Annotated in this window: 2 protein-coding genes; both read right to left on the minus strand. The window is 63.5% G+C overall.

The genetic code is table 11. The annotated features are described in order from the left end of the window. A partial coding sequence (locus tag WDA27_14860) for a S8 family serine peptidase (protein ID MFA5892203.1) occupies nt 1–695 on the minus strand: 695 nt, incomplete at its 3' end. 36 nt (nt 696–731) lie between these two features. Further along, nucleotides 732–3,359 (minus strand): discoidin domain-containing protein, encoded by a 2,628-nt coding sequence (locus tag WDA27_14865; protein MFA5892204.1) that lies wholly within the window; start codon nt 3,357–3,359, stop codon nt 732–734. Nucleotides 3,360–3,670 lie beyond the last annotated feature (311 nt).

The following is a 3,670-nucleotide window of genomic DNA, read 5'->3' on the forward strand; positions in this document are numbered from 1 at the left end:
CAGTCCTGTAGGGCGACCCACTCGAGCGCCTGCATGATCACGTCGAGGTCCGCATTGTCCGTGTTGAACGCCTTCGCGCTCACGATCGTCGCCTCGGGCGCGACGCCAATCATCAGGCCGAGCGGGGAGAGCCACTCCCGACCCGCGATCGCGGACGCGACCCATGTACCATGGCCGACCGTATCTGCGAGCCCGCTCCCCGTGAAGTCCCGCTCTGCGACGACGACCTGGTCGAGCATCGGGTGGTCCTTGTCGACCCCCGTGTCAACGATGCCAACCTTCACGCCCTGCCCGCGGAACCCGCGGTCCCAGAGGCGGGGCGCGCCGATGTAGTTCGTCGTCTCCTCAAGGGTCACGCCTGTGGCGACGAGTGCCTGCGGAAGGGGCAGGATCCCCGCATGGGGCACGCCCCGGTGAATGAGAAGCTCGCCCCGCGGCACGTGGAAGAGCTGGAGGATCGAGCCAAGGGAAGCGAGGGCCGCGAGCTGACCGTCGTCGATCGTTAGGCTGATCTGATTCGTGAGCTCGCTCTGCCATTCGACGCGACCACCGAGGGACGCGATCGTCGCGGACGCGAGCGACACGGTCCCCGCCGCAACCTGGATGATGACCTTGACCGGCGTCCCCGCCACGGCGATCTCCGCGAGAAGCTGGGGCGAGAATTTGTATTTCACTGAGTCAGGGATCTCGGTCATCGTTCCCTGAACGCCTCCGTGGGTTCAAAGATTTTCCTACGGCTTCGGCGCGAGGAGGGCCCCGATAATGAAACCAAAGCTTGCGAGGAACCCGCCGCCGAGGAGCAACGCGGATATGAAATCGAGTTCTGGCGGTGGAGGCGGTGGGAGATCCGCCTTCGGCGTGGCGCTAATCTCATTCGACGGGGACCCCTCGCCAGCATCGTTGAACGCGGTGACGATGTAGTAGTACGTCACATCGTTCGTCAGACCTAAGTCCCGATAGCTCGTCTCGAAGACCGTTGTGAGCAGGGTCTCCTGCGACGGTTGTGTCCCGCGGTAGACGCGATATGCCGTAACCGCGCCGCTCGGCGGCGTCCACGTGAGCAGGACCTGGGAGTCCCCGACCGATGCGGAAAGCACAGGGTTTCCCGGCGGTGGGGGCGGCGGTGGGGGTGGTGCTTGCGGCGTCGCACTCACCTCGTTGCTCGGGCCCGACTCTGCCTCTGGGTTGAACGCAGTCACGACGTAGTAGTACGTCGTGCCGTTGACGAGCCCGACATCGAGGAATTGAATCGTATCTCCGGGTACGGTCGAGATCGGAAGTTCTGACCCCGGTATGGTGCTGCGCCAGATTCGGTAACCGGAAGCGCCGGCGGATGGTGTCCAGGTGAGTTGCGCTTGACCATCTCCTGAGGACGCGGAGAGAACGACGGGCGGTGGAGGCGGTGGAGGAGTTACCGCCTCACCGAAGACATTCAGTTCCGCAGCCGACGCATGCGGGCTTGCCACGATGTCCGAGAGCGCGACAAGGCGTACGAAGCGCCCCGTCTTGCCGGTCAGCGCGATCGCGTCCTTCTCCGTGAAGTCGGCCGCGAAGGCGCCTGCGAGAACCGGGGATCCCCAGCTGGCACCGTCCGTAGACACATAGAACGCGTAGTCCTTGATCGTCCCGAATCGCTGGAAGCTATCTTGGCGTGGGAGATATCGGAAACCAAAGACGTCGTAGGTGCCGCCGAGATCCAGCACGATTTCGTGCGGATGCGGCGGTTGTGCGAGCACCCATTGAGTGAGCCAGAATGTCGCCGGGTTTCCGTCAATCGCAAAGATTCCGAAGCCTTGGCCGGGATAGGCCGGATCGGTTTCTTCGCTGTCGACACGGACGATCCGGAACTGCGATTGCGGGATGAGAGGCACAGTTGGCGGTGGGGGCGGCGGTGGAGGCGGCGGTATGCCACCTTCGCCGGTGATCGTGAGGGACGGACTTTGCGCCGCGGCATGGACCGCTTGGATCGTGTGTGTTCCCGCCGGGATGTCATTCGCGTCGAGCGCCTCACCGAAGAACCCGCCGACACCAGAGGTGAACGTCTTCCAGGGTTGGCCGTCGAGCAGCAGGTTAACAAGTTCCCCTTCGACGGGTGTCCCTTGGTCTGAGGTCAGGAAGCCCCAGATGCCCCAGTGGAGCGCGAAGATGTCCGTTTCTGCCTCGAGTTCGAGGCGCCGAGTTGCTGTCACAAAACGGCTATCTACGAATCGCTCCGGGCCCGTTGGAGCCACGTCGTTGTCGATGAGCTGCCCCTGCGAGTCCGTGGCGATGCTGGGGTTCGACCCTCGGCAGATGTTCCGCTGGATGATAGCGCCCTCGCTCTTGCCCGTCGCCCGGATGGATACGCTGCCCCAAGGGGACGTGAAACCCGGCTCCGGTTTCACGACGTTATAGCGGGCAATTGTACGAAGGATTTGGGATGCGGAATACCCTTCCCCGATGATGATCTGGCTCGCGCGGTTCCCCTCGATGAGGATGTCCCGCGGTGGCGTGTTCAGACCTTCGGGGAGAGGCACCACGTGTTGGTAACTCGCGACGACGATCTGGCCGAGCGATCTGTTTCCACGGCATACGTCGTCCGTGATCGACATGTTGAAGTCCCAGTCCCGCGTGACGCTCCCGATTACGCGGTTCGCATGGCCGCCTGGGTTCCCGCCGCCCGTGATCGTCGTGATCCTCCCGATCATATCACAGAGGAGGACGAGGCCCCGATCGGAGTGCGCGCCGAGGTTGATGTCGCCGCCTCCGAACGCCCGTCGGTCCGTCGAGCACTTCACGAACTTCACGCCACTCGGGTTGTTGCTCGCGAAGAAGCCCCAGTACGGATAGTACGCCTCGCCGACGACGGTCGCGACGCCGCCCACGATGTGCATATTGAAACATGTTAGCTTCTGGTCCCGGTTGTTCGTGAAGTTCCAACCGCTCACCATGAAGACGGCACGCGGCACGAGCGTCTCGCCGAACGTTGGATTCGTCGGATGGCCGGTGGCGGCCGACATGTCGAGTCCGAAGTTCATGAAGACAGTCCGTTGCGCGCCAGAGAAGTCCATGAGGTACGTAGGGTCCTCGTCGTAAACGCCGATCTGCCCGGTTTTGATTCGATCAGGACCAAAGACCCCGTTCCACTTGAAGACGCTCTGCGTCGGTCCGGCTCCGACGACGACGCAATCGTACAACGCTTCGTCCGGTGAACCGAAAAGGGTCCCCTTTTGGAGGTTTCGTTGGTGGATCGTGTTGCAATCGATCAGGAAGACGCCGGGGGGGATAACCAGCGTGCCCCGTCTCTGCTGGAGGTCCCGGAAGGCCGCGACGCACACCTGCGTGTCGTTCCCGACGCCGAGCGCGCCGAAGTCCGTCAAGCTGCGGATTGGCTGCGGGAGAGTCAACGACCCCCCATGTGGCTGTAGCGCAGATAGCTTTTTCGCTTGTGCGCGCCATGGGGGGTCTCAATGGTCCGCCGAGTCGTATACGTAGAGGTCAGCGAGCCCACACTGGAGTCGGACGTCGGTCAGCCCGCAACCGTGGCGGTCACCCGTGCGGATGGGACCCAGGGGGCGTACACGGGAAAGGTCGCGAGCATCCAGGCGATTCCGGATGCGCCCGTAGCCCCCCCTGCCACCCACGAGCACGTCGTCGTCGGGACCACGGGACCGCCCGTGTAGCCAGCACC

This window comes from Actinomycetota bacterium (genome assembly GCA_041658565.1).
Classification (GTDB): domain Bacteria; phylum Actinomycetota; class AC-67; order AC-67; family AC-67; genus JBAZZY01.